The organism is Micromonospora sp. NPDC048935 (genome assembly GCF_043197875.1).
GTDB lineage: Bacteria > Actinomycetota > Actinomycetes > Mycobacteriales > Micromonosporaceae > Micromonospora.
In genome coordinates this window covers 274,701-296,744 of record NZ_JBICTZ010000001.1, presented here as the reverse complement: position 1 = coordinate 296,744, position 22,044 = coordinate 274,701, and the positions used below count along the sequence as shown (strand labels likewise).

The 22,044-nt window shown below is 69.3% G+C and carries 33 protein-coding genes; 13 read left to right on the top strand and 20 right to left on the bottom strand.

Annotated features, from left to right (window positions below; all coding sequences use genetic code 11):
* Positions 1–2 precede the first annotated feature (2 nt).
* The 4 genes from ACGFIW_RS01695 to ACGFIW_RS01680 are packed head-to-tail and all read left to right on the top strand — an operon-like array spanning position 3 to position 3,494.
* Positions 3–1,082 (top strand): hypothetical protein, encoded by a 1,080-nt coding sequence (locus ACGFIW_RS01695; RefSeq protein WP_393310419.1) that lies wholly within the window; start codon positions 3–5, stop codon positions 1,080–1,082.
* Positions 1,079–2,185 carry a hypothetical protein gene (locus tag ACGFIW_RS01690; protein ID WP_393310418.1) on the top strand — a complete coding sequence of 369 codons (1,107 nt, stop codon included), beginning with the start codon at positions 1,079–1,081 and terminating at the stop codon, positions 2,183–2,185. The genes ACGFIW_RS01695 and ACGFIW_RS01690 overlap by 4 nt, the downstream gene beginning before the upstream one ends.
* Complete coding sequence (locus ACGFIW_RS01685) at positions 2,182–2,652, top strand: hypothetical protein (protein WP_393310417.1); 471 nt, start codon at positions 2,182–2,184, stop codon at positions 2,650–2,652. Before ACGFIW_RS01690 ends, ACGFIW_RS01685 begins: the two co-directional genes overlap by 4 nt.
* Complete coding sequence (locus ACGFIW_RS01680) at positions 2,637–3,494, top strand: SGNH/GDSL hydrolase family protein (RefSeq protein ID WP_393310416.1); 858 nt, start codon at positions 2,637–2,639, stop codon at positions 3,492–3,494. The genes ACGFIW_RS01685 and ACGFIW_RS01680 overlap by 16 nt, the downstream gene beginning before the upstream one ends.
* Positions 3,495–3,614: 120 nt before the next feature.
* Here the strand turns inward: ACGFIW_RS01680 and ACGFIW_RS01675 are convergent, their stop codons facing one another.
* A complete protein-coding gene (locus tag ACGFIW_RS01675) occupies positions 3,615–3,800 on the bottom strand; it encodes a hypothetical protein (protein ID WP_393310415.1) in 186 nt (61 codons plus the stop codon).
* A 430-nt stretch (positions 3,801–4,230) separates the two neighbouring features.
* On the opposite strand from ACGFIW_RS01675, the gene ACGFIW_RS01670 reads away from it, so the two are divergent.
* The 4 genes from ACGFIW_RS01670 to ACGFIW_RS01655 all read left to right on the top strand — a co-directional run bounded on the left by ACGFIW_RS01670 (position 4,231) and on the right by ACGFIW_RS01655 (position 6,342).
* Positions 4,231–4,842: an HNH endonuclease signature motif containing protein gene (locus tag ACGFIW_RS01670; RefSeq protein WP_393310414.1), complete on the top strand. Its 612-nt coding sequence runs from the start codon at positions 4,231–4,233 to the stop codon at positions 4,840–4,842.
* Complete coding sequence (locus tag ACGFIW_RS01665; RefSeq protein ID WP_393310413.1) at positions 4,793–5,665, top strand: hypothetical protein; 873 nt, start codon at positions 4,793–4,795, stop codon at positions 5,663–5,665. Before ACGFIW_RS01670 ends, ACGFIW_RS01665 begins: the two co-directional genes overlap by 50 nt.
* Positions 5,666–5,693: 28 nt before the next feature.
* Positions 5,694–5,906: a hypothetical protein gene (locus tag ACGFIW_RS01660; RefSeq protein WP_393310412.1), complete on the top strand. Its 213-nt coding sequence runs from the start codon at positions 5,694–5,696 to the stop codon at positions 5,904–5,906.
* A 94-nt stretch (positions 5,907–6,000) separates the two neighbouring features.
* The gene (locus tag ACGFIW_RS01655) at positions 6,001–6,342 is read left to right on the top strand and encodes a hypothetical protein (protein ID WP_393310411.1); all 342 of its coding nucleotides are present in this window, start codon (positions 6,001–6,003) and stop codon (positions 6,340–6,342) included.
* Between the two features lies 1 nt (position 6,343).
* Here the strand turns inward: ACGFIW_RS01655 and ACGFIW_RS01650 are convergent, their stop codons facing one another.
* Positions 6,344–6,550 carry a hypothetical protein gene (locus tag ACGFIW_RS01650; protein ID WP_393310410.1) on the bottom strand — a complete coding sequence of 69 codons (207 nt, stop codon included), beginning with the start codon at positions 6,548–6,550 and terminating at the stop codon, positions 6,344–6,346.
* 21 nt (positions 6,551–6,571) lie between these two features.
* Between ACGFIW_RS01650 and ACGFIW_RS01645 the strand changes: the two genes are divergently transcribed.
* Positions 6,572–6,934: a hypothetical protein gene (locus ACGFIW_RS01645; RefSeq protein WP_393310409.1), complete on the top strand. Its 363-nt coding sequence runs from the start codon at positions 6,572–6,574 to the stop codon at positions 6,932–6,934.
* A gap of 68 nt (positions 6,935–7,002) precedes the next feature.
* On the opposite strand, the gene ACGFIW_RS01640 is transcribed toward ACGFIW_RS01645, so the two are convergent.
* Complete coding sequence (locus ACGFIW_RS01640) at positions 7,003–7,146, bottom strand: hypothetical protein (RefSeq protein WP_393310408.1); 144 nt, start codon at positions 7,144–7,146, stop codon at positions 7,003–7,005.
* Between the two features lie 107 nt (positions 7,147–7,253).
* On the opposite strand from ACGFIW_RS01640, the gene ACGFIW_RS01635 reads away from it, so the two are divergent.
* Positions 7,254–7,526, top strand: a complete 273-nt coding sequence (locus ACGFIW_RS01635; RefSeq protein ID WP_393310407.1) for a hypothetical protein — start codon at positions 7,254–7,256, stop codon at positions 7,524–7,526.
* An 87-nt stretch (positions 7,527–7,613) separates the two neighbouring features.
* Here the strand turns inward: ACGFIW_RS01635 and ACGFIW_RS01630 are convergent, their stop codons facing one another.
* The 17 genes from ACGFIW_RS01630 to ACGFIW_RS01550 form a co-directional block, all read right to left on the bottom strand.
* On the bottom strand, positions 7,614–7,820 hold the full coding sequence (locus tag ACGFIW_RS01630) for a hypothetical protein (protein WP_393310406.1): 207 nt from the start codon (positions 7,818–7,820) through the stop codon (positions 7,614–7,616).
* Positions 7,817–8,077, bottom strand: coding sequence for a hypothetical protein (locus ACGFIW_RS01625; RefSeq protein ID WP_393310405.1), 261 nt, complete (start codon positions 8,075–8,077; stop codon positions 7,817–7,819). The genes ACGFIW_RS01630 and ACGFIW_RS01625 overlap by 4 nt, the downstream gene beginning before the upstream one ends.
* Before the next feature lie 312 nt (positions 8,078–8,389).
* Positions 8,390–9,643: a helix-turn-helix domain-containing protein gene (locus tag ACGFIW_RS01620; RefSeq protein WP_393310404.1), complete on the bottom strand. Its 1,254-nt coding sequence runs from the start codon at positions 9,641–9,643 to the stop codon at positions 8,390–8,392.
* A 118-nt stretch (positions 9,644–9,761) separates the two neighbouring features.
* Positions 9,762–10,133: a hypothetical protein gene (locus ACGFIW_RS01615; protein WP_393310403.1), complete on the bottom strand. Its 372-nt coding sequence runs from the start codon at positions 10,131–10,133 to the stop codon at positions 9,762–9,764.
* Positions 10,134–10,139: 6 nt separating this feature from the next.
* Positions 10,140–10,568: a hypothetical protein gene (locus ACGFIW_RS01610; protein WP_393310402.1), complete on the bottom strand. Its 429-nt coding sequence runs from the start codon at positions 10,566–10,568 to the stop codon at positions 10,140–10,142.
* 219 nt (positions 10,569–10,787) lie between these two features.
* Positions 10,788–11,045: a hypothetical protein gene (locus ACGFIW_RS01605; RefSeq protein WP_393310401.1), complete on the bottom strand. Its 258-nt coding sequence runs from the start codon at positions 11,043–11,045 to the stop codon at positions 10,788–10,790.
* 244 nt (positions 11,046–11,289) lie between these two features.
* Positions 11,290–11,538 (bottom strand): hypothetical protein, encoded by a 249-nt coding sequence (locus tag ACGFIW_RS01600; RefSeq protein WP_393310400.1) that lies wholly within the window; start codon positions 11,536–11,538, stop codon positions 11,290–11,292.
* Positions 11,535–12,272, bottom strand: a complete 738-nt coding sequence (locus ACGFIW_RS01595) for a hypothetical protein (protein WP_393310399.1) — start codon at positions 12,270–12,272, stop codon at positions 11,535–11,537. Before ACGFIW_RS01595 ends, ACGFIW_RS01600 begins: the two co-directional genes overlap by 4 nt.
* On the bottom strand, positions 12,272–14,725 hold the full coding sequence (locus ACGFIW_RS01590) for a hypothetical protein (RefSeq protein WP_393310398.1): 2,454 nt from the start codon (positions 14,723–14,725) through the stop codon (positions 12,272–12,274). Before ACGFIW_RS01590 ends, ACGFIW_RS01595 begins: the two co-directional genes overlap by 1 nt.
* A 25-nt stretch (positions 14,726–14,750) precedes the next feature.
* A complete protein-coding gene (locus tag ACGFIW_RS01585; protein ID WP_393310397.1) occupies positions 14,751–15,842 on the bottom strand; it encodes a hypothetical protein in 1,092 nt (363 codons plus the stop codon).
* A gap of 249 nt (positions 15,843–16,091) precedes the next feature.
* Positions 16,092–16,484, bottom strand: coding sequence for a hypothetical protein (locus ACGFIW_RS01580; RefSeq protein WP_393310396.1), 393 nt, complete (start codon positions 16,482–16,484; stop codon positions 16,092–16,094).
* Positions 16,485–16,490: 6 nt separating this feature from the next.
* Positions 16,491–16,814, bottom strand: a complete 324-nt coding sequence (locus ACGFIW_RS01575) for a hypothetical protein (protein WP_393310395.1) — start codon at positions 16,812–16,814, stop codon at positions 16,491–16,493.
* Between the two features lie 107 nt (positions 16,815–16,921).
* Positions 16,922–17,140: a hypothetical protein gene (locus ACGFIW_RS01570; RefSeq protein WP_393310394.1), complete on the bottom strand. Its 219-nt coding sequence runs from the start codon at positions 17,138–17,140 to the stop codon at positions 16,922–16,924.
* Positions 17,140–17,409 (bottom strand): hypothetical protein, encoded by a 270-nt coding sequence (locus ACGFIW_RS01565; RefSeq protein ID WP_393310393.1) that lies wholly within the window; start codon positions 17,407–17,409, stop codon positions 17,140–17,142. Before ACGFIW_RS01565 ends, ACGFIW_RS01570 begins: the two co-directional genes overlap by 1 nt.
* 30 nt (positions 17,410–17,439) lie before the next feature.
* Complete coding sequence (locus ACGFIW_RS01560; protein ID WP_393310392.1) at positions 17,440–17,814, bottom strand: hypothetical protein; 375 nt, start codon at positions 17,812–17,814, stop codon at positions 17,440–17,442.
* On the bottom strand, positions 17,804–18,085 hold the full coding sequence (locus ACGFIW_RS01555; RefSeq protein ID WP_393310391.1) for a hypothetical protein: 282 nt from the start codon (positions 18,083–18,085) through the stop codon (positions 17,804–17,806). Before ACGFIW_RS01555 ends, ACGFIW_RS01560 begins: the two co-directional genes overlap by 11 nt.
* Positions 18,078–19,631 (bottom strand): hypothetical protein, encoded by a 1,554-nt coding sequence (locus ACGFIW_RS01550; RefSeq protein WP_393310390.1) that lies wholly within the window; start codon positions 19,629–19,631, stop codon positions 18,078–18,080. Before ACGFIW_RS01550 ends, ACGFIW_RS01555 begins: the two co-directional genes overlap by 8 nt.
* Before the next feature lie 126 nt (positions 19,632–19,757).
* On the opposite strand from ACGFIW_RS01550, the gene ACGFIW_RS01545 reads away from it, so the two are divergent.
* The 3 genes from ACGFIW_RS01545 to ACGFIW_RS01535 all read left to right on the top strand — a co-directional run bounded on the left by ACGFIW_RS01545 (position 19,758) and on the right by ACGFIW_RS01535 (position 21,990).
* Positions 19,758–20,114: a hypothetical protein gene (locus ACGFIW_RS01545; protein WP_393310389.1), complete on the top strand. Its 357-nt coding sequence runs from the start codon at positions 19,758–19,760 to the stop codon at positions 20,112–20,114.
* A gap of 177 nt (positions 20,115–20,291) precedes the next feature.
* On the top strand, positions 20,292–21,695 hold the full coding sequence (locus ACGFIW_RS01540) for a helix-turn-helix transcriptional regulator (protein WP_393310388.1): 1,404 nt from the start codon (positions 20,292–20,294) through the stop codon (positions 21,693–21,695).
* A gap of 103 nt (positions 21,696–21,798) precedes the next feature.
* On the top strand, positions 21,799–21,990 hold the full coding sequence (locus ACGFIW_RS01535) for a hypothetical protein (protein ID WP_393310387.1): 192 nt from the start codon (positions 21,799–21,801) through the stop codon (positions 21,988–21,990).
* Positions 21,991–22,044 lie beyond the last annotated feature (54 nt).

Here is a 22,044-nt window from a genome sequence, read left to right as displayed (position 1 = left end):
ACATGGCTGACCCGCTGTGGATCGATGCGTCGTCGGGCGCGCCCGCGTATTCAGCGGCAGAGCTGCGGCAGAACATGGCGCTGGCGCTGATGTACGACGGTCGGGCGTTGGGTGCCCGAACCGGTGTGCGCGCCGGCGGCACGGGGCTCACGGTGTCTCTGGCCGGCTCGACGATCACCGCGCAACCGGGCGTGGCGTGCGTCGACCCGGGGCTGACCACCCCGCAGGGGCCGTACTGGGTGTCGATCCCCGCCGCCGAGACGCATACGCTCACCGCCGCCGACGCCTCCAACCCCCGCAAGGACATCATCGTCCTGCGGGTGTACGACCACGTTGAGGACTCGTCGGGGCTGCGCCTGGCCCGCACCGAGTACCTGGTGGGGACCCCGAATCCGTCGCCGGTTCGCCCGACGGTGCTGCCGGGGATGCTCCGCCTGGCCACGATCGACGTGCCCAAGGTCGGATCCGGTTCGGCGGTGGTCACCAACGACGCCGCGTACACGGTGGCGGCCGGCGCCATCCTGCCGGTGCGTGCGGCGACGGACATCGCGGCCGGCGTGGCTGGCCGGTACCGGCACCGCCTTGACACGGGGATCCTGGAGCAGGACACCGGCACGGTGTGGCGGCGGGCGGACTGGTGGTCGGCGTGGGGTCGGATCAGCGGACGTCGGTGGGACGCCGGCCCGACCGTGGTCCTGGCGACTATCAGCGCCGGCGCGGGTGAGCAGTTCAGCAACATGGCCACCGCCTCGACGGCCCTGGTCGCGGGCCGCAGTTACGAGATCCACGCCGCCCCGCGGTTGAAAGCGACCGGTGTGGCAGGCGACGTCAACCTGCGCCTGTCGCACGACGGCGGCGGGTACGTCGGCTACAAGGCCACGACGTTGCCGAACACGAGCGGTACGTACGAGGTGGACCTGTGGGGGGTGTACAACTGCGTCGCCACCGAATCAAGGGCGTTCGGTTTGAACATCGTGGCATCGGCGTCCACAGGTGTGATCGCGTACGCCGGAGCGGCCACCGGCCCGGTGCTGATTGAGATCACGGACGTCGGCCCAACCGCGCTGACGGTGGTGCCGTGACCGTCGTGACCTGGCTCGGGTGCGACCTGGTGACCGGCCAGATCGTGGAAGAGTTGCCCGGGCTGCAACCGTCGGGATCGATTGGTTCCCTGCTCGGCGCATACACGAGCGCCAGCTTCGCGTTGCCGATACCGCTGGCCGGGCACGGTGCGCCGCCGCGTGGCTGGGAGGCTGCTACCGAGCCGGGCCGGTCCATGATCGTGGCTGTCCTCGGCGGGGTGCCGATCTGGGCGGGAGTCCTGCTCCCCCGCGAGGGAGGCACCGAGGCGACCGCCCCCCTGAGCTGCATGTCGCTGGAGGGGTACCTGGATCGGCGCTTCGTCGGCGACCACGTGTGGGCACAGCAGGACGAGGCGTCGGTGATCGCTGCTGGCCTGATCAGTGACGCAAACGTGGAGGGTATCAACCTGCTCGTTGACGCGCCCCCGACCGGGACGCTGCGGGATCGGACGTACGTCGACCAGGACGACGCCACGGTGTACTCCCGATTGCGGGAGCTGTCCGGCGTGATCGACGGCCCGGAGTGGACCATCGTGCTGGGCTGGTCCGACAGCACGCAGACGGCGATCACCAAGACGGTGAGGGTCCGCAAACGGATCGGCGTGGCCTCGACGACGCCGAACGCCGTGTTCTCCACCGTCGGCACCTCGAACGCCCGATACCGGTACCGCGAGGACTACGGCGCGGGGCGCGGTGCCAACCACATCGTGGCCACCTCAACCAGCTCGGGCGACGGCGAGACCCGGCCGCAGTCCGCACCCGCCCGCGATGAGGCGCTGCTCGCTGCCGGTTGGCCCCGCTACGAGCACCGCTTCACAGCGGGCAGCTCGATCACCGAGGTCGCCACACTCGACGCACACGCCCAGCAGGCTCTGGCGCTGATGGCCCGAGGTGCGCGCACCCTGACGATCAGCGCCCGCGCGGACGCGGACCCGCTGCTCGGCACCGACTGGTCGATCGGCGATGACATCCGCTACGAGCTGACCGGCCACCGGCACCCCGCCGGGCTCGTCGGAGTGGCCCGCGCGGTCGGCTGGGACCTCGACGTGAGGGCCGGCGTTGTCTCGCCGATCCTGCTGGCCGCCGGTGAGGGGGTGCGATGATCCCCTCCGATCAGGTCCCGGCCGGCGTGGACTGGGTGCCCCGCCGACTGGCCGACCTGGAGAGGCAGGTGCGGGAGCTGGCGGCGGGCCTGGCCAGTCACGGGCTCACTCGGCCGTGGGTGCCGGTGACGTGGGCGGGGGCAATATCCACCCAATGGCCGAGCACCACCAGCGCGTCGTTTGTGCCAGTGTTGGAGGCCGCTCTGCCGCGCCAGCAGCCCCGCATCACCGTCCGGATCCGGCACACCACCGATTTGGCCGGGACGACGGGCGACCTGCGGGTGATGTGCGGAGCCACCCAGCTGGGCTCGGTCGTGCCGGTGACGATCACGGCCACCACCACCGATGTGGGGCCGGTCGCCCTACCCGCCGGCACGGACGTGATAGCCCTGACCGTTGATGCCCGCCGCACGGCTGGCAGTGGATCTGTGAGAGCGATGGTGATTGCGTCGTGGACGCAGCAGTAGGCAGGCGCGGCCTGGTCGTGGCGGTCCTGATGGTGCTGGCCGCAGGCATGGTGACCGGCATCCCGTCGTCGGGGCCGGCGGACGCCGTGGCGGTAGTGGAGTGCCCGAGCCCCGCCCCGGAGCCGCAGGTCATCATGACGGTGGGCGACTCCATCACCGCGGGCATCATCATGGACCGGTCGACGACCGACTCGTACCGGGCCGAGTTGGGCAGGCTCTTGGATGCCACGTGCATCCCGCACCGGTTCGTGACGGCGGCGTTGGATGGGTCGGTGTGCGGGTACTGGTCGGACCGTCTGGCCGGGCTGATGGCCACCCACCACCCGGATGTCGTCCTGCTGGCCTGCGGAACCAACGATCGCATGGAAGGTTTCAGCTCGGCTCAGGTAGGCGCGTGGGAGGCGATGTACAGAACGCTGGTCAGCACGGTGCTGTCCGCCGACCCGGACGTGCTGATCTACCCAGCGTGGGTGCAGTATTCCGCCGGGCACGGTACTGCTGGGTGCCTGCCACCGCAGGGCCACTCGGGGGCCGAGCAGCCAACCGGTGAGGCGGCCGTCAACGACGCCATCTACCGCGTGGTCACCGCTCACCCCGAGTACCGCCACCGCATCCCCGCCGTCATCGACTACCAGGTGATCCCCGAGGGGTACCTGGATGCGTGCGGGGTGCACCCCACCCCGGGTGGTTACGACGTGATGGGCCGCATCGCCTACAACACCATCGCGCCGCGCTTGGTCACGCCACCAGCGGCTGTGCTGCCGTGTGGGCTGACCGGACGTCGGCCGGGTCACCCGGTGGGGGCGTGGACGCCGTGCCAGCAGATGCGCCTCCCGGGCTGAGGGAGGTTCGATGACCCGCGCCCCCGCCAACCTGCTGGCCGCCCGCAGCCTGCTCCTCACCCACCTCGACAACGCCCCCGGCCCGGATGACCTGGACCCGGACGAGGTCGGCATCGTCGGCTAGCTGCGGGCTGGCTTCTCGGGCATGGCCTCGCCGTCGAGGTAGCGGCGGATGAGGTCGGAGACGGTGGCGCTGCGGTTGCGCGGGCCCACGGCTTCGCCGAGCCGTTCCCACAGTTCAGGCGGGTTCGGTCGGATGACGTGGGCTGGGTTGGTGTGCCGGTCTTCGGATCTGTCTTTGGGCATGCGCTGAGTATCGGTGGTGGATATCCACCACGTCCAGTCCTCGGTACAGTGGTGGATATCCACCATCGGAAGGGGCCGAGATGCGCAGCTTGACCGAGGGTTGGGGCGACATTCATCCGCTTGAACGCCGCTCTCACTATTACCGCGACAACGCTTCACTTTGCAGCCGCGTCGGTTTTTACGACGGCCCGCTTGAATCAGTTGAACAGCCGACGCCTGGGATCCACTGCGCTGCCTGCCGCAAAGTACGCACCCAAGAGGTCGCGAAGGGCCAGCTCGTGACCGCGCCCGCACCTGCGACACAGCCGGACGAGACGAACCCCGAGCGCACCCACATGGACAACCCGCCCGCTTGTGGCGCGCCAAAAGGTTGGCGCTGGGGCTACCTCCCGTGCGGGTGCAGCAACGACGGGTACGGGGAGCACGTCCGATGACCGTCGCCACGGTGTCGCCACGAGTCGTGCAGCGCTTCTGGGTCAAGGTCGACACCTCTGGCGTCTGCTGGGAATGGATCGCCAGCGTCAACTCCGACGGCTACGGCACGTTCAACTCCGGCGCTGGAACCGTCGGAGCGCACCGGTTCGCCTGGCAACTGCTGGTCGGCCCGGTCCCGTACCAGCTTGAACTGGACCACCTGTGCGTGAACCGCCGGTGCGTCAACCCCGACCACCTGGAGCCGGTCAGCCGGCAGGAGAACCTGCGCCGGATGGGCCGGTCGCGCAGCCTCTACTGCCTGCGCGGTCACCGCCGGTCGGAGAACCGGTATTTCTCGGGCCGCCCCGGCTGCCGCACGTGCACCCGCGAGGACAACCGATCGCGCTACGTGCCTGCCGAGCCACGTGGTCCGGTCACGCACTGCAAGAACGGCCACGAGTACACGCCGGAGAACACGTACTTCCAGCTCAAGACTGGCGGGCGGAAGAGCCGGCAGTGCCGAAAGTGCAAGGTCAACAACCAGCGCCGCTACGAGGCACGACGGAACGGGGGCACCAATGACCAGAGCGCCCGCCAACCTGATGGCGGTACGCAAGCTGCTGCTTGATCACCTAGACGACGCTCCCGGATCCGACGATCTAGAGCCGGCAGAGGTCGGCATCGTCGGAAATGCAGCTCACCGAGGCGGCTACCACTGCGGCTCGGACCGGGTGGTCGAAGGCGACTACTCGGTGGTCGAGTCACCCCGGGACAGGGCCGGACTGACCCTGGACGCGGCGGCGTTGGACGTCGGCCAGTTCAACGTCACGTCGGGCGGGCGGATCCACACCTTGCCCAGTTTCTCGCTCTGGTGCGTGGGCCAGTGCGCGGCGGGCGCGGCCGACACCCGGGACATCCGGGAGATCATCTACAGCCCCGACGGCAGCACGGTGAAGCGGTGGGACCGCCTCGGCCGGCGCACCAGCGGCGACAGCTCACACCGCTGGCACACCCACTTCAGCTTCTTTCGCGACGCGATCAAGGCCGGCCGCGACCAGCGGCCCCTGTTCCGCCGCTACCTCAGCTCCATTGGACTCTTGGAGGACGACGACATGACCCCGGAAGAGCACAACTGGCTGGCCACCGTCCACAAGAACCTCACGGTGCTGGACGGCCGGAACCCGATCGGGCAGATCTACACCCGGATCGCGGACGGCCGGGACGACACCGGGGCGTCAGTGGCTGGCAACTACAACCTGAAGGCCATGGCGGCGCAGCTCAGCTCCATCCAGGCAGCGCTGACCGGGCTCGCCGGGAAGGACTTCACCGACGAGCCGGCGATCGTTGCCGGGGTGCTGGCCGGGCTGACCCCGGAGCGCATCGCTGAGGCGATCCCCAAGGCCCTCACCGAGCAGGTCGCCGACGCGCTCGCCAAGCGACTCCAGGGCTGAATCATCACGACGATCGACGGGGAGCAGCATGTCGACGTGGCTCCGCAACCTGGTGATGCTCGTCGGGCTGGGTACCTGGGTCGGTGTGGTCATCGCCTACCTCGCCCAGGGGAAGCTGCCCGACGCCGCGCTGCTCGGCGTACCCGCCTTCCTGGTCCTGGCCCTGGCCCCGCCCGCTCTGGGCCGGCGCGGTGCGCAGGACCCTTCCCCGCCCACCCCCGTTGAGGAGACAACCTCGTGAGCTATGGCCTGCAAGTCCTGCTGTCCTTGGCGGTGGCCGGCGGCCTCGGCTTGGCGCTGCGTCCCCTGCTCAACAAGATCGGCGGTGATGACCGGTGACCCCGGTGGTACGCGCCCTGAACTCGTCCGCGGCTGACATGGCCGTCAAGGTGGTGGCCGTGGTGGCGTTGCTGTTGTCGGTGTACATCGGTGTGCAGCAACGCCAGCTCACGCAGTGCCTAGCCGACTACAACGAGGCCAACAACCGCTCCCAGGCCGCCCGGTACGCGGCGGCAGAGCAGGACCGGCAGGCCCAAGACGTGCTGTTCCGGTCGATCGGTGAGCAGCCCCGGGCCGGGATCGACGCGCTGCGGACGTACAACGAGTCGCGGGAGAAGGCGAACGAGACGCGGCGGGCGAACCCGCTGCCGGCGCCGCCGTCGCAGCGCTGCGGCTGACCTACTCCCCGTGGACGTGGTCGGGATCCCAGACCACCTCCCGGCAGTCGCCCTCCAGGCACGGCCACGCCCGGGTGGGCCAGGTGCACACCCGGCACGCCCACGTCGCCGCACCCAGCCGCGTGTGCCCGTTCGGGCAGGCGTCCGGCCGCCATTCCTGCCATGCCCGTGAGCCGTCCGGCTGCCGGGCGTATCCACCACGCACCACGACCACACCCTAGGAGCCCCGATGTTCCAGACCTACGGCAAGGCCCTGGCCTCGACGTTCTTCGCTGGCCTGATTGTCGTCTACGTGTCGGTGTCCGGCGACAACTCGATCGACGGGACCGAGTGGGTGGCCGTCGCCATCGCCGTGACGGGTGCCGCCGGCACCTACCTCGTGCCGCTCGCCCCGCAGTACCGGTGGAGTAAGACCGCCGTGAACACGCTGCTCGCCGTGCTCCAGGTGGCCGCGACGCTGATCCTCGGCGGCCTGGACGGCAACGAGTGGATCCTGCTGGTTCTCACGGCGGGGCAGGCGCTCGGTGTGGCGGCGGCCCCGGCGGCGTCCGACAACGGCATCCGCTCCAAGGCGCCGGCCATCACGGGCTGACCCGCCCGCAACGCACTGCGCCCCACCTGGCCTTTCGGCTGGGCGGGGCGCTTTCGTGCGTCTGGGGGTCAGTTGGCGTCCATCACCTGGCGGTGGTACTCGGCGCGCTGGTCATCGCCGACGACCTTCATGGCCTGGATCTTGGCGCGGGTGGGGCTGATCTTCGGGTCCATCGCCATGATCTCCCGGGTCTTCGCCTCGATGCGGTCCATGTCGTCTCCCCTGCTCGCTGGCTTGTATCTATAGCCTAGTGGGTACCCACTAGAGATGCAAGGGGTACCCACTAGATTTATCGAGGGGGACCCACTAACCTCGAACCATGACGCTCCCCGACCCCATCGCCGCACTGCCCCAGGCGCTCACCCTCACCGACCCCGCCGACCGGGCCAAAGCGCTGTCCGCCGCCCTCGACGCCATCCCCGACCTGCAACGCTTCATCGCCGCCGAGCGCGCCGCTGCTGTCACCGAGCTGAAGCAGGGGCGCACCTGGGACCAGGTAGGCGAGGAGCTGGGGCTGCACCCGGCACGCGCCTCCCAGATCGCCCGAGGCGTCTCGGGTGGCACCAAGAAGCGGCCGACCCCTGACAGCTAGGAATGCGCTTTCCGGCACCGCCACAAAAGACAGGACCGGCCTCACCCCGCATCGGGTGAGGCCGGTCCTGTCGGGTGCGAGCAACGCTCAACCAGTGCCGTCCGCTATCGCCAACCGCTGCTCCGCCGTGGTGGCCGCAGCCAGGTCGCGCAGCATCATCCGCGCCCAATCCACCTGATCACACCCTGCGTCGGTGCAACGCTGGCACTGCTGACCCTGCTCGTGGCTGCCGATCACCTGCTGGGCGATCTGCGAGACGAACGCGGGGGTGGTGGGCTCATCCATGCGGCTCATCGGGCACCTGCCACATTCGCCCGGATCGCCGACGTGAGCACCTGATGCTCGAAGCAGGACCCGGTGCCACAGTCCGGGGGGTCGGCACGTTTACACACGTGACCGCGCACCCACACCCGGCCGCCGATTTCCCGCTGGTACACGGCAACAACGGTGACGATCTCACCGCGGTCGGCAGGGACGGTCGGCTCGGGGAACCACTCACCGGCCAGCAACACCAGGTCAGTGCCGGCGGGCACATTCAGGTCAGTGGTCACGGTCGCCGCCTGAGAATGCGTCAGCTTGGGTGTCTCGTGCCGTCCGACCGTTGTGCCAACGCCACACGTCCACATGAACCCCCATTGCGATCGGGGTGGGTGGCGGCCGGTCAGGCTGGGGGTCCAACCAGCCGCCACACCGAAAAGGTCGGCAACAACAGCCCCCGCCAAACCCGGCCACGGGCCGCTGCGCCATTCGGTCAGCCAACATGTACTGACATGTTGAGCGTGGCCGATGAGCTGGGCAAACGGGAGGTACCCCACGTACCGCTAGCCACCGTCAGCAACCAAACTGGTACACCGTGTGCGACCTCAGGGTGTGTAGCCGACCACCGACGCCAGATCCGCCAGATCCTCTGTCATCGCCCGCCGACGCCCATCAGAAATGACGTTCACGATTTCCCGCGCGTACCGCTGCTGCCGCAACCATGCCGGCGCAAGGTGCCGCAACTCCACCAGCACAGCGGTGGCGTCGCCATGCTCGCGGCGCTGCGCGTGCGCCCACGCCACATCTAGCCGGTGGCGCTGCCAACTCGACCCCACCGGCGTTGGCCCCGCCGGTACCAGCCGCGCCAAATCCAACACGCGCCCAGGGTCGCCAGCCACCGCGGCGTTCTCCACCCGGGCCATCTGCACGCGCCCCGAGTCGAACCCGCCCACCATCATCAGATGTCCGGGCTCCGGTGCGCGCTCGCCGATCCGTACGGCCGCGGCCTGCGCCGCGTCGACCAGGTCCGCTGCGACACCCGGCTGATTGTCGCGGGCGTATGCGGCGGCACCCGCCACCAGTAGCCACCCCCACGCCGCCAACTGCGTCGGGGTGGCCCGGGAAAACCGCGGCTCCACCTGATCGGCCGTAGCCGTGGCAAGTTCGGCGGCCTCGGCCAGCCGACCCTGCCGCATCAGCAGCCAACACATGCCCTGGACGACGGTGGCGGCGACGTCCTCATTGCCGCACTGGCGGGCGGCGTCAAGCGCCCCGGTTAGCGCGGTCTGCGCGAGGTCACCTGCGCGCAGTTGGATGAGCAGGTTCCCGGTCAGGTGTTGGGTGCGGGCCAGCAGCGCGTACGCGTCCGGCCGGTCCCGGTCGTTGGCGATGTCGACGGCGGCGCGAACGTCGGCGAGCAGCGGCGGCAACACTGACAGCGCCTCGGCGTAGTTGTTGCGCTGGTAGGTGCGGTCAACGGCGCGTAGGCGTCCGGTGAGGACGTCAAGGGTGGGCGGATCGCCGGCCGGCAGGGTCAGCAGCGTGCCGTTGAGTCCACGCACCGGGGCGACGACGCGGCGGATAGCGGCCAGCGACAGTGGCCGGTGGTCCGGTTCGGCGCGGGCGGCGGCCTCAGCGGCGTCACCCATGAGGGCCGTGGTGGGCACGTTGAGGGCGCGGGCGAGCGCATGGAGGGTGGCGAGGCTGGTCGAGCGGCGCACGTTCTGTTCCAGCTTCCGCACGATCTCGATGCTGAGGTCCGCGCGTTCGGCCAACTGCTCTTGGGTGAGCCGGTTGGCTTTGCGGTGACGCTTCAGTTTCTCGCCGATGGTCTGCTTGGCGGGTGTTTTGCCTGTCATTGGAGGCTCCCGGTAGAGGTCGGGGGCGGGCAGTCGGCCTCTACCCCGACGGCCCGCCGAAGTTAACGCTACCCGGCATCACGGCCGCAGCCTCGCTGCTCCGTCGGGGTTTCTCCACCTACGCGTCCGGCGAGATCCACACAATCGTGTGCGTTGGGTCGTCAGGGTCTTGAACCTGCCGCACCCGCGCCGGATCAACGAGCGTGCCGTCGGCAACCATGGCGTCAATGACCTGCATGGCCCGCGCTTCGGGGCCACCCGCGAGGTCGTCGGCGAGCTGGTCCATCTCGGTGGCAGTTTCCGGGGTGACACCGTCGGCGATCAGCGGCTCCGCCTCGGCGGGCAGGTAGCCGGCGTTCGCCCACCGGGCCGCTTCGGCGGCAGGCACTTCAGCCTCCATCCACTCGCGGGCAGCACGTGAGGTGCGGTGTTGGGTGGCGTGCGCGTAGTAGACGGCCGTGTAGTGGCGCAGCCGGGCCAGCTTGTCCATCAGATGTCACCCCCCCTGCGCCTGCCCAATCCACGCGTCCACCACGGGCCGGGTCACGCCGATCTCCCGCGCGATCTGCGACTTGGCCCCATAGCCCTGGGCGCCAACCCGCTGCCGGGCGTGGGCCGCGGCAGCCTCCCTCACCTGATCGGCGTACACCTTCGCGTTGTGCCGTTCCCGCCCCAGCGCTTGGGCCTGCGCCGACCAGTCGGAGATGAGTCCGATGACCCGCAGCCCGGTAACCCCGGACAGGATGGCAATCTGGCTGTGCAGCCATCCGCCGCGGGTGACGGCGTCGGTGACGGCGAGGGTCGCCACCTCGATACGCCGCGACACCTCGTCCGGATCGGTGCTGGGGCCGACGTCGAACCGGGCCTTAACGGCGTCGACTGCCCGGGTCAGTAGAGCTTGCTGCTGCGCGTTCGTAAGTTCCATCGTGTCGCGTCCTGTCAGTCGACGTCGGGGGTTGACTCGACCATCTCGGCGGCCCGGTGTGCGGCAACACGAGCGTCGATAGCCTCCCGCCACCGCGCCCGTTGCTGTCCGGGACAGTCGACGCACTCGTGGTCGTCGGTGTGGTCGGCGTCGAGTTCGCACATCCGGCCGTGCGGGAGGCAATCTTGGATGCAGGTTTGGGGCATGACGGGCTCTCTGTCAGATGCAGTTGGCGCAGACGGGGCGCGTGGAGCTGACCATTTCGGCCACAGCACCACAGGTGCAACGCTTGGCGAGGGAGCGGCAGGCTTCGTCGATGGCCGCGTCGGGGGTTGGGTGGTAGATGACGCCCGCTTCGTCGGACTCGGGGGCGTACCAGTTCCAGCGGATCCCGGTGTTGCCTTTGCGGGTGCCGAGGATGATCGTGGTGCCGTTGATGTCGATTTCGTCGCCGGCTTGGTAGGTTGTGGTGTCCATCGTCGCCCCCCTCGGTTGCCTGTATAGCAACTATACGAGTTGGGGGGTCAGATGTAAAGCACCTATGCAGGACTCAGTCCTGGCGTGTCCTGCCCTACCCGCGCAGCCGGTCGAGTGCCGCCGATTGCTGCGCCGCCTCCGCCAGACCGAGCCGCCCCCACAACACCCGCTTAAACGGGCCAAGGTGCCGGGTGAACACCCACGTCACACCAGCAGTCAACGGATGCGGTCGCGCACCAGCAGGCTAACGGCGGGAACCCTCAGCAACCTGCAACCACTCGTCCGCGTCCGCCCACGCCTCACCACAACCATCAGCCCACGCCCGCACACGCCACCCCCGCAACTGCCCGTAATCCGGCTCAACCCGGATCAGCAACCGGGCCATGCCCAGGTCGGCGGCCTCAGTAGGTGTTTCCGCGAACGGGTCGGTAAGGGTGTCGGCGATCATGGCCGTGCCGGATGAATCGAACGCTTCCCACCGCCAGGTACTCACCGGCGGGACCTGCGGCGGCGGCGGCGCTGCGGCTTCGACGCCCACTGCCATGCGGCAGCCGCAGACGCCATCACCACAGTGGTACCAATTGCCGCGTTGCGGGGCCCATCCCAGCCGTGCCACACATCCCAGCCAGCCCACCAAAACCCGGCGAACAGGACCAACCAAACACCAGTCAGCACAGCCGCACGGATCCGGCGACGCGTCCACCGAAACCGGGGCCGGCGTCGCACCGCCCGAGCCATATTCTGCGGCGGACCGTACGTGCGCTGCCGGGAAACGAACGAGCCCTTCGCCGGCTTCACCCAGCCCGGCTCACGCGCCTGCCGGTGCGCCACCGCATCCCACGGCTTGATCCGGTCCCGGTTTTCCCGATTGCAGTCAATGTTGTACTTCGGGCGTTGCGCCTCCTGGCCGGGCAGCAGAGACACCCCCCGGCGGATGTAGTGCTGCTCCCGCTCATCCAACTGCTGCTGCGTCCACCAGCCCTCTTCGATCGTCCACGAACCGCCGACGATCAAATCGGAGAACGGCTGCTCATCGCGGTGCTGCTGCTCCCGCTGCCACACCGTCTGCCGCGACTGGCCGATGTATCCGACCACCGGGGCGGCGCCCGGGATCGGAATGCCGCGGGCGTCCACGTCGAGGGTCATAATCCCGTACACGGCGCGTTTGCGGCGCTCACCCGCAGGCGGGCGCCGACGGGGCACGCGGGTTTGACGCTGCGCGGTCATCAGTTGGTCGCCCCGTCGAACAGGGTCGCCGCGACACCCGGAACCTCATACAAGCCGTTCTTGACCCGGCGGAGTTTGCCGTCAGCCATCAGGTCGGTGAGCGCCTTGTCGCGGGTGCCGTCCTTCATCGGCTCGACCATCGAGGCAAGCTCCGCGATCAACTGATCCCTCGTGACCACACCTCGATCGTTGGCGGCCTTCCGCGCCGCCTCCAACACCACGTCACGGGACACCCGGGCGGTTTTCTGCGCGGCCGGTGATGGCTGCTCTGGGGGACGCTGCGCCGCCGGGGTGGCCTGCGTGACCGCCGCCGCCTCCAACAGCTCGATGGCCTTCCCACCCGACAGCAGATCCGCGTCCGACCGGCCAGCCGCGAGTAGCCGCCGGGCGCGTTCCTTACGGTCACCCCACAGCACACCCGATTCCTGCTGCGCCTCCGGGCCGAACACCCCCGGCGTCAACGTCGACTGGCCCTCACCGTCGACCAGCCACACACCCATGTCGTCGCCGGTGTAGTCGGCGCGCCCGTACACGTCACGGCCGTTGACGCCCTGCACGAACATCAACCCGGCGGTGGTGTCCCCACCGGCGCAGGTGTTCGCACCCCACACCGACGGCAACTCTGTCGGGTCCACGGGGCAGTCACTGTCGACGGCGGAGCGGCCGGCAACATCGGTCATCGCCCGGAAGATCAGCGTCTGTCCGGCCTTCAACTGCTCCTTGATGTACGTGGAACCGCCCAGGTTGTACGCCGCCGGGATTTGCGTGATCAGCCGCATCTTGATGCCGCACTTGCGGCCCATCCCGACCAGCTTCTCCACCAGCTCCAGGATGATCGGGTCTTCGATGATCGACTGGACCTCGTCGAGGGTGATGACCAGCAGCGGCATGTCCAGGCTGGGACGCCACGTCTTGATGTTGTTCTCGGACAACTCGTCGTTGCGGCGCAGCATCTCCTTGAGCGCCGCGAGCAGCATCAACCGGATCTCGGAGGTGTCGCGGGCGAACCAGTCGACGGCGTCCTTCAACTGCCCGTAGGACTGCCCGCCCTGCGGGTCACCCACCCAGTCGATGACCTGACCCTCGGAGTGCAGGGACGCTAGCAGCAGTTGCGCGACAAGCTCGGACTTGCCGGAGCCGGTGCACCCGGAGATCAGGTCGTGGATCGCGCCCGTCTTCGTCCACCACTGGTACCAGATGTCGCGGCCGTCGTTGAAGCGGCCGACCCGGGACCGGCCGTTACGCCAGTCGCTGGCGACCTTCGGGCCGGGCCAAATCTTCGTCTCGGCGAGCGGGTTGTCCGGCTGCACCCGCAGCCACCCGATGGACAGGTCCGACTCGTCGGCGCTGAACGACACGTCGGCGTAGGTGCACCCGTAGGCGGCGGCGATGCGGCCGAGCAGGTTCGGTCGCGACTCGCGCATGTTGATGGACCCGGGGACCTTCGCGACGACCTTCGCCGTCCAATTCGGCAGCCGGGTGCGGGTGGCCGCGCCGACCTCACACGCGGGCAGTTGCTGGTAGTGGACCAGTTCGGTGCCAGCGAGGGGCCCGCCGGTGAGGCCGATGAGCATCGCCCAGGTGGTGATGGCGCGCAGGCGCAGCGGGTCGGGGGCATCCACCGGCTGTTCCGCCGCGGTCACGTCCACGGTCACCGGGGCGGGGGGCGGGGCCGGCGCACGTCGGGCGTCGGTGGCGGCCCACCACGAGCGCATGCTGAACGCCCAGCGGACCATGCCCGCGGCGGCGACGATGCGCCCCGCCCAGGTGTTGATATCGGTGGCGGCCAGCGCGGTCGCCCACAGGCCGGTCTCCCCGGCGGTGAGCGCGGCGCGCTGGGCCCGGCGGGTGATGGCCTGGATCCGCTTGCCGGTGCGCTGACCCTTCTCGATGCGGTTGCGGGCGATGGCGCGCTTGGTCAGCTTCCGCTTCGTCACGACGAAGACGACGCCGGCGGCCGCGGGTGCGGTGACGCCGACGTGCGAGGGCGGCAGGTCGGCGAGCGCGGCGATGAGGTCCGTCGCGGCGGCGGCGGCCGGCAGCCCCCACGCCGCGGCGGTACGCCCGTGCAGCCGCTTCGCCTCAACAAACAACTGCGCGGCCTTCGGCGCTGCCTGCGGCGGCTCCAGCTTGTCCCCGTGCCGCTGGCAGAACAACGCGGGATCCGTCGGCCGCAGCCAGGCGTGCTCCTCGCAGCGCTCCCGTCCGCCGCCGTTGAGGTTGCGCATCTTCGGGCACTGGTGGCGGACGTGGTCGGTGCGGTGATTGTCGTCGTCGACCGGCACCAGGTGCGGCATGCGCTTGCGCCGGTCGTCGGCGGCGTCGATGTACCACGCCTGCATGCGGGCCGCCCCCACCGGGACCGGCATGGGGGTCGGCTTCACCGTCGGGTTCGTCGTCGGGGTGGGCGCGCTGTTGGGCAGCGCCACCGGCCGGTGCGTTGTCACTGCCATGGCGTCCTCCTCGTCGTGGTGCGGGTCAGCTGTTGATGCGGTCGAAGGCGCGGGCGACGTTGCCCAGCAGCGGCTCCACCTCGTTGGTGCAGGCGCGGGCGTTCGCGGTCGCCGCGGCGGCGGCCTCAGCGGCGGCGGCCGTGTTGGCGACGACGTGGGACTTGCCGGACATCTGGACGGTGCCCAGGGTCTGCTCGCCGAGGGAGTAGATGCGGGCGCGCAGCCGGTTGAGCTGCGCCACGTAGTCCTCGGTGGCGCGGGCGAGGGCGGCCTGGATCGCGCGGGCCTCGGCGGCGCCGGAGATGACACCGGTGACGGCCTGCTGTGCTACGGCGTTGGACATGGTGGTTCCTCCTGCGGTGATCGCCGCAGTTGCGGCGGGTTGGGTGTTGCTGCGGGCGTGGGCGCCGACGGTGGCGTCCACCCGGATCGGGTCACGGTCGTTGGTGGCGCTGGTGCCGCCACCGGGGTTCGCGGTGGTCGGCTGCTCCCGAGGGCGGCCCGGGTTGGTGTAGTAGTCGTCGTCGTGGACGGTGCTGCTGTACACGCCGTCGAAGTCGTCGGGGATCGGGTCGGGATCTCCGACGTCAGTTCGGGTGTTAGCGCTTCCGCCGCGGGCAGCTGGTTGCAGGGTGCTCGGTGGGGTGGTGTCGCTCGAAGGGGAGGGCGCACCACCACCCGGGGTGCCAGGCCCCGGCTTGTCGCCACCCTTGTTGGTGGACACCGGCGGCACAATGTCGCCGGGTTCCCGGGTACGCCACTGCTCGGCGCGGCGGGTCACCTCGTCGTCCAGGCGCGACTGCATCCGCTCCCGGCGCGACAGCACCTCCCCGGCGGCTTCCTTGTCGAGTCGGTCGGCGCGCCTTTGGGTGGCTTTCGCGTCGGCGTCAAGCCAGTGCTCCCGCCACCGGTTGCCCACGTACTGGCGCATCGGTCCGCCGGCGGCCGGATCCACACCGGCGTTGATGAGTCGCTGTCTGCGGGCCGCAGCAGCCGGGGACACCTCACCTCGGCGGGCGGCCCGCCACTCCTCGGCCATCTCCCCAGCCCACTGAGGCGACCGCTGCAACATGCCGTAGATGGCGAGGACCGTCACGGCGATGGAGATCGGGTCCATGTCTTACTCCTTCCGCTCGCGGCCTGCGAAGACAGTCAGGTCGGCCAGGCTGATCAATGAGCTGTCGATGCACGTCCAGCAGAACCCCTCACCCGGGGCCGAACAGTGGTCGCATCCCGTTGTGACGTAGGCGTCGGCAGCCGGGGCGCCATACCCGACGCAGCCGTCCTCTGGCGCTTGGTCTGCGGTGGTGCCGCAGACCAAGCGATGGGCTGCCGCGGCGACGCTGCTGCGAAGGATGCTCACTGGTCACATCCCCATGAAGGCGCGCAGCCCCGTGAGGATGCCGTCGAGTGGGGTGAGGGCCGCGTCGTACAGGTTGCCCAGTGGCCCGCCGCAGATCCGCATCAGCGTCGGCGCGAGGCAGATGAGGATGAACGCCGGCCAGTCGGGGCGCCGGTCCGCGACGTCCACGATGATGAACATCAGCGCCGCCAGCGAGGCGATAGCCGCCCCACCGGCGCTGATGCCGACGGCGTTGCCGAACTCCGAGGACATGCCCACCCCGCCGAGCAGCGCGCCACCCCACGCAATCCACGAGAACGCCTTGGACACCTTCGCGTGCTTGAGTCGCTTCGAGATGAGGAACTGGGCGGTGATGGCGATGATGACGAGGCCGAAGCCGATACCCACGTTGAACATGGCAGGTCACCCCTTTCCGAGGGCGAAGGTGGCGGCGAACGCCGCGAGGATGAGGTAGAACCCCCACCGTCGGGTGGGTCGGGTGGCGAGCCACCGCAGCGGCCCGGTCAGGAAGGTGGGGGCGACGGCGATGAGGCCGAACATAAGCAGACGGTCGGTCCAGTTCGACACCTGCCAGGCGATGCGCAGCACGCCGACGTTGGCGGGGATCCGCTTCGAGTCGACGGCGGACCCTGCCCACAGGTCAGCCAGCGACGCCGGACGTGACGTCCACGCCCACCATGAGGTGCACGACGAGCGCAGCGCAGCCCACGCCTTGCTGAAACTCAACGTGACCGGTACCCTCGCGCCCGTGCGCGCGGGCGCGGGCGGGCTGTCCAGCTTCGGGATCCGCCCATTGTGGGGGGATCGAATTTCACGCTCGGTGACAGTCGTCGTCATCGGGTCGCCTCCTTCCTGGCCTCGGTCAGCTCATTGATCCGGTCGCGGACCATCACGGTCGCGGCCTGGATCTGGTCCGGTCCGGCGTGGAACGCCTCCGCCACCAGCCAGTGGCACAGCGCCCACAGCGTTTCCTTGGGGGTGCGGGCAGCGGCGACCCGCTTCTCATGCCACTGCTGCCGGTTGACCTCGGGTTTCCTAGACCGCCCGGCCATCACGCGTCCTCCGATGCGGGCATCACCCAGCGGAACAGCACCGGCCCGCGCGCCTTGCCGCCAGCATCGATGTCCCGAAATTCCAGATGGAATCGATGGATGTCGCTGCGGTGGGCGTTGGCGCGGCGCACCGCGCCCAGCAGATGTTGGTTGAGGGTGCGTTCGGTGTTTTCGCCGTCTTCGAGGTCAACGGCGGACAGGAACGCGGGCATGTCCCGCACCGGCCGCTGATCTTTGAAGACGTTGATCTCATAGATTTTCGATGCCATGGAGTCTCGAATTCCTCGCGTTTGCACTGGTCAGGGCGTTCCGGGCATGTCGCCGTTGTACGGGACGTCGGTCTCGGCGTACACCCACCGGCGGCCCTCCCGGTACTTCTCGGCGAGCAGCCACACCAGCACACCGACCAGCGCGCCCGCGATGACGGCCAGGGTGTGGGACACCGCCAGCAGCGTGTTTGTAGCCATTCCGCCGACCGCGGCGGCGGCGGTGAACGCGGCGGCCAGGCCCACCCACTCGGAGGCGATGTGCCGCCAGTCCTTGTGCGCGTGGATGTTGGCGTGGTCCAGCGTCTTCCCCGCTGACGGGGGAGCCTCGTCGCCAACGGTGTTGATCTCGGTGGTGCCAGTTGCCGCAACCGTGGTGGTGCGGGCGGGTAGGTGGTCAACGCTCATCGGGGTCCTCCTCCGGTTCGGTGATCAGGTTCGGCATGGTCTTCGGGTACTCCGGCCACAGCCCCCGCAGGTACGCGAGCGCGTTCCGGTGAATGTCGGCCGGAAGGTGCGTCAGGTCGTGAAGCAGTGCGGCTCCCTCGGTGACGGTGACGGGCGCGTCACCAGTGACGGCCGACGCGGAAGCGGCGACCAACGTGACGGGGGCAGTGACGGGCGTCGGGGTGACGGCCGGGTGACGCACCTGCTCGATGCGGGTAACGGGGTCAGTCACGGTCGTCACCCCCAGCGGCGCGCTCAGCGGTGACGCGTGCGAGGGCGCCACGGAGCACCGACTCGGCGTCATCAACGGCCAGCGCCCCATGCCACTCGATGGCCTTACCGCGGCCCAACCCACCGGACGCGCCGACGGCTTTCGCCATGGCGCTGCCTTTCGGCTCGACGCCCAGGGCCAGGCAGATCAGGAAGTATTCGCGCATCCCAGCCGTCTTGTTGTCGGTTTCGGCGAGCACGTGCCGGGCACGTTCCGCGGCGTAGTCCTCCACCTGCTGGGTGGTCCACGACGCGAACTCGGCGTCAATGACGTCGCGGCTGAGGGGGCGCACCCGACCGTTGGTGGCGGGGGTGTTGGTGACGATGACACCGCTGACGGCTGACTGTGTGACGGTGGGCGTCACGGCGGGGCGCGTCACGGTGGGCGCGTTGGTGGCGGTACCGGTGACGGCGGGCGACTGGGCGGGTGCCTGCGTCAGGGTGGCGGCGTCAGTAGCGTTGGTGGTGTCACCGTCAGCGGGGGTGACGTCGATGACACGGTCCCGCCATCCGGCGAGGTGCCCGACGGCGTCGGGGGCGGTGAAGTCCTCAATGCCGTACAGGGTGGCGACGTCCCGGCGGGCGGCCACCAGTTCGGCGACACCGGACCGCTTCATGATGGCGAGGCCGGCTCGGCGCAGCCTCCACCGGGCGATGCTGATCCGCCAGTGCAGGGCCTTGTCGGCGCGCAGGGTGTGCAGCTTGAACGCGGCGATCGTAAACGCGGACCGGTAGCGGGCTTTGTCGACTTCGCTGACGTCCCGCCCGGTGGGTTCGGCGATGCGGAGGGCGACGAGGATCCGTTCGGTGCTGATCCGCAGGTTGATCTTCTTGTCGCGGACGGTGCGGGCGAACGTGCGGAGGTCGGCTGCGATGGCCCGCTCCCACATCCAGGCGACGGCGAGGGGCAGGAAGCCGCGCATGCCCGCTTCGACGGGGTTGGTGGAGTCGGTGAAGCAGATGACACCGGCGACTGCGGCGAACACCCACACGGCGATTCCGTCGACATCGAGTTCGCGTCGCTCAGCGGTTGGCGTGGCGGCCGGGCTCTCGGTGGGCGTGCTCAGCTCGCTTTGCTGCTTGGCCCGACGCAGGCGGAACGCCCGCGAGTTCACGGCCGACGACAGCATCATGATTTCGAAGACACCGCAGAGGACGAGCCGCACGCCCCAGTTGTCGATGTTGAACGAGTGCTCGAACACGTTCCACATCGAGGTGAGGGTGAACGCGGAGCCGATGCTGGCAGCCAGGTAGACGAGCGCCTTGCGCACCCGACCTTCGCTGACTGCGGGGGTGCCCTTCTTGCGGCGGATGACCTTGGTAAGGAGCCGAAGGGCGATCAGGTTCGCAATGCCGATGGCGGCGATGGCGATGACCTGCTGGTGCTGGTCGGCGAATGTCAGCGCCTGATCCATCCACGACGGGTCCGCCGCCACGGGGGCTGCGGGCGCGGTCGGGCGGACCGGCTCTCCCGGGTCGGGGATGAACGTGACGGCGTTGACGATCACCGGCGGCACCTCCTCTGGCTGGGCTTTTGGCTGTTCGCGTTATCGGCTTTCCTGTGCCAGACTTGCGAACAGATTGAACTGCGCGAACAGATTGAACACTAGCACGATCGGAGCGGAAGAGCATCAATGGCCACGGCGGTGATCGCGAACACCTCGAACGGTGGGTACGCTCACCGCAAATTCCAGCGGCTGAGAGCAGTGGTGATGGGGGACGAACAGCGCGCCAAGCGCCCACAAGACGAGGTCGCCGACCTTGAACGCCGGGTACGTGCTGGCGAGTGGTTGAAGACCGGCACTGTTGCCACCCTGCTCGGCATGGGCCGAACGAAGGTCCACACGCTGGTGAAAGCCGGGGTGATCGGCCACCGGAAGATCCCCGGCGCACCCCAGAAGCCGCAGCGCGAGTGCAACCCAGCCGACGTGATCCGGCTGCTGGACGAGCGGCGCCGCGCCTTCCACGGCGACTCCGAAGACCCGACCTGACGCACTCCCCTCACCTCCTGATGACTGCCTGCCGTGCTGATGCCAGCGTGATCCGGGCGACACGTCGCAGGAACGCCACGAGCAGCCCATCCGCACACCAGCCCGCCCGCATGATCGGTGGATGGTCATACGCTGGTGTGTGGGTGACGCTGCGACAGCCACCGGGGAGCGGCAAGCATGAACACCACTGACGCACCGAACCGGATTCGCGCCCTGCGCGAGGAACGGTCGTGGACGCAGCGGGACGTCGCCGACCAGATCGGGCCGGCGGTCACTGAGGCGCATGTGGGTCGGTGGGAGCGGGGCGAGGTGCCCCCTTCCTTGCGGTATCGGCGCGAGCTGGCGCGGGTGTTCGGGGTGGCTGTGGCCGACCTGGGGATCACTGCGGGCCCGGCGCTGCTTCCCCGTCAACGGTCGAGCGCAGAGGACTTCATGCCAGACGTCGAGCAGGACCCGCGAGTGCGCGACTCGCAGGACCAGTGGAAGGCAACCCGCACGCTGCTGAACCAGAACCGGCACCGCCTGTCGCAGGTGGCCGCCGACTTGTACCCGGAGCACCGCCTGGGCGACACCGGACTGATTGCCGGCCCGGGTTGGATCCCGGATGCGCCCGTGGACTTGGCGGACATCACCGTGACGAAGGTTCCGGGCGCACCGGAGCCTGCGTTGGATGGGACGGAGCGGGAGGCAGCTCGGTCGCTACCGGACCTGACGTTGTCCCGCTCGTACGACCGGTACACGCGTGCCGTCAGGGACCTGGCGCCGCCGCGGTTGTTTGAGGATCGCCTGTCGTGGCGGATGCTCGGCGTCGACTGGTCGCCCAGCGCGGGGGCGATGTCGTTCGGGGAGACGACCTACTTCAGCGCCGTGGACGTGTTCGAACCGACCGCCCACGAGTTGGCGTACGTGGCGTTAGACGCGGACGGCCAACCGTCGGCACACCCGCACATGCGGGACCTGCCGTACCGGCGGCTGATCGGCAACCCGTTCGTGTGCGCCCGCCGCCCGGTGATGCCCGCCATCTCGACGTTGACGATCCGCCGTGACGGCGACTCCGCTGAGTTCTTGATGCACCGCAGGGATCCACGCGCCGTGGCGGCAGCCGGCGGCATGCTCCAAGTCATCCCCAGCGGCATCTTCCAACCGTCGTCGATCCTGCCCGCCGCCCGCGCCCTGGACTTCGACCTGTGGCGCAACATCCAACGCGAGTTCTCCGAGGAACTGCTGGGCATGCCGGAGTGCGACGGGCACGGCCGGCCGGTCGACTACGCGTCGGGGCCGTTCGCGCAGCTCGATGAGGCGCGGGCCGACGGGCGCCTGTCGGTGCACTGCCTGGGTGTTGCGTTGGACGCGCTGACCCTGGTCGGGGAGATCCTGACGGTGCTGGTGGTCGACGCCGACGTGTTCGACTCCCTCGCTGCTGACTTCGTGGACCGCAACGACGAGGGCCAGGTTGTCGCCGAGCGGTACGCGTTCACGCAGGACGGGGTGCGCGGGCTACTCGACTCGGGGAAGGTCGCCCCTGCCGGCGCGGGGTGTCTCGAACTGGCGTGGCGGTGGCGGGACGTGCTGCTGCCGTAGGCTGGTGGTGCAGCCCTGCAAAGCTGCGTTGAGCCCCGGACGGATGCCGAACCTCGGCAGGCGTCCGGGGCTTTCTGCTGCCCCCTTGCGCGATAATCAGCAGATGGACGCCATGGATGGCCCGCCCGAGCCGCGCCTGCCTCAGGCTGAGGAAGATGAGCTGAAACTTGTAGGCGAGGTCGCATGGCGGATTCACCGAGCCGTGAACCCGAGTCCGGTGGTCGGGCACGCCACAGAGCACTCGATCGAAGACCCGTTTACGGGAGAGGTCACCGTCACTATGCGGCTGGCCTAGGGCGGCCCCAGGCTGGACGCCTTGCGAAGTGCCGCTGGTGAGTGAAGCCCCGGA

Coding starts and splice junctions, on each gene's coding strand:
- ACGFIW_RS01540 (WP_393310388.1), top strand. CDS start 20,292: ATGAACACCACTGACGCACCGAACCGGATTCGCGCCCTGCGCGAGGAA.
- ACGFIW_RS01635 (WP_393310407.1), top strand. CDS start 7,254: ATGACGCTCCCCGACCCCATCGCCGCACTGCCCCAGGCGCTCACCCTC.
- ACGFIW_RS01630 (WP_393310406.1), bottom strand. CDS start 7,820: ATGAGCCGCATGGATGAGCCCACCACCCCCGCGTTCGTCTCGCAGATC.
- ACGFIW_RS01615 (WP_393310403.1), bottom strand. CDS start 10,133: ATGGACAAGCTGGCCCGGCTGCGCCACTACACGGCCGTCTACTACGCG.
- ACGFIW_RS01595 (WP_393310399.1), bottom strand. CDS start 12,272: ATGACCGCGCAGCGTCAAACCCGCGTGCCCCGTCGGCGCCCGCCTGCG.
- ACGFIW_RS01620 (WP_393310404.1), bottom strand. CDS start 9,643: ATGACAGGCAAAACACCCGCCAAGCAGACCATCGGCGAGAAACTGAAG.
- ACGFIW_RS01675 (WP_393310415.1), bottom strand. CDS start 3,800: ATGCCCAAAGACAGATCCGAAGACCGGCACACCAACCCAGCCCACGTC.
- ACGFIW_RS01570 (WP_393310394.1), bottom strand. CDS start 17,140: ATGGCCGGGCGGTCTAGGAAACCCGAGGTCAACCGGCAGCAGTGGCAT.
- ACGFIW_RS01640 (WP_393310408.1), bottom strand. CDS start 7,146: ATGGACCGCATCGAGGCGAAGACCCGGGAGATCATGGCGATGGACCCG.
- ACGFIW_RS01545 (WP_393310389.1), top strand. CDS start 19,758: ATGGCCACGGCGGTGATCGCGAACACCTCGAACGGTGGGTACGCTCAC.
- ACGFIW_RS01590 (WP_393310398.1), bottom strand. CDS start 14,725: ATGGCAGTGACAACGCACCGGCCGGTGGCGCTGCCCAACAGCGCGCCC.
- ACGFIW_RS01585 (WP_393310397.1), bottom strand. CDS start 15,842: ATGGACCCGATCTCCATCGCCGTGACGGTCCTCGCCATCTACGGCATG.
- ACGFIW_RS01605 (WP_393310401.1), bottom strand. CDS start 11,045: ATGGACACCACAACCTACCAAGCCGGCGACGAAATCGACATCAACGGC.
- ACGFIW_RS01560 (WP_393310392.1), bottom strand. CDS start 17,814: ATGAGCGTTGACCACCTACCCGCCCGCACCACCACGGTTGCGGCAACT.
- ACGFIW_RS01665 (WP_393310413.1), top strand. CDS start 4,793: ATGACCAGAGCGCCCGCCAACCTGATGGCGGTACGCAAGCTGCTGCTT.
- ACGFIW_RS01670 (WP_393310414.1), top strand. CDS start 4,231: ATGACCGTCGCCACGGTGTCGCCACGAGTCGTGCAGCGCTTCTGGGTC.
- ACGFIW_RS01535 (WP_393310387.1), top strand. CDS start 21,799: ATGGACGCCATGGATGGCCCGCCCGAGCCGCGCCTGCCTCAGGCTGAG.
- ACGFIW_RS01660 (WP_393310412.1), top strand. CDS start 5,694: ATGTCGACGTGGCTCCGCAACCTGGTGATGCTCGTCGGGCTGGGTACC.
- ACGFIW_RS01645 (WP_393310409.1), top strand. CDS start 6,572: ATGTTCCAGACCTACGGCAAGGCCCTGGCCTCGACGTTCTTCGCTGGC.
- ACGFIW_RS01610 (WP_393310402.1), bottom strand. CDS start 10,568: ATGGAACTTACGAACGCGCAGCAGCAAGCTCTACTGACCCGGGCAGTC.
- ACGFIW_RS01565 (WP_393310393.1), bottom strand. CDS start 17,409: ATGGCATCGAAAATCTATGAGATCAACGTCTTCAAAGATCAGCGGCCG.
- ACGFIW_RS01685 (WP_393310417.1), top strand. CDS start 2,182: ATGATCCCCTCCGATCAGGTCCCGGCCGGCGTGGACTGGGTGCCCCGC.
- ACGFIW_RS01580 (WP_393310396.1), bottom strand. CDS start 16,484: ATGTTCAACGTGGGTATCGGCTTCGGCCTCGTCATCATCGCCATCACC.
- ACGFIW_RS01695 (WP_393310419.1), top strand. CDS start 3: ATGGCTGACCCGCTGTGGATCGATGCGTCGTCGGGCGCGCCCGCGTAT.